The organism is Phocaeicola sp. HCN-40430, from assembly GCF_037890285.1.
In the GTDB taxonomy this organism is placed as follows: Bacteria; Bacteroidota; Bacteroidia; order Bacteroidales; family Bacteroidaceae; genus Phocaeicola; species Phocaeicola acetigenes.
Genome location: NZ_JBBKBS010000078.1, coordinates 1 through 482, shown reverse-complemented (window position 1 = coordinate 482; position 482 = coordinate 1). Strand labels below are relative to the sequence as shown.

General features: G+C 45.4%; 1 protein-coding gene. It reads left to right on the top strand.

The window, feature by feature from the left end:
• Positions 1 to 206 precede the first annotated feature (206 nt).
• A partial coding sequence (gene porL / locus WKU26_RS12670) for a type IX secretion system motor protein PorL/GldL (protein WP_340322317.1) occupies positions 207 to 482 on the top strand: 276 nt, incomplete at its 3' end.

The following is a 482-nucleotide window of genomic DNA, read 5'->3' as shown; positions in this document are numbered from 1 at the left end:
CTACGAAGACCTCATGCGCAAGTACGAAGCAGAAAGCTACTACGATCCCCCCAAGAAAAAGGGGTTCTTTGCCAGAGTATTCGGAAAACAGAAGTAAAGGAAACAAAGGAAATTGTCAATTATCAATCGTCAATTGTCAATTGAAGAAGCCTCGTCACCTAAACTTACAAACTCAAAAACTTAAAAACTAAAAAACTAAAACTCCAATGAATAAACTAACCACCTTTCTAAGTTCAAGAACAGGAAAAAGACTCCTTAATATGGCATACTCGTGGGGAGCCTGCCTCGTCATTCTCGGAGCCACATTCAAGATCATACACTTCCCCTACGACGACGTGTTCCTCATCATCGGGATGACCACGGAAATCATTATCTTCTTCATCTCAGGGTTCGACGAACCTGCAAGGGAATTCAAGTGGACACGCGTGTTCCCGCAGCTCGACAGCAGACACACCGCGGAACCGGCACACCAGCCCGCCGTA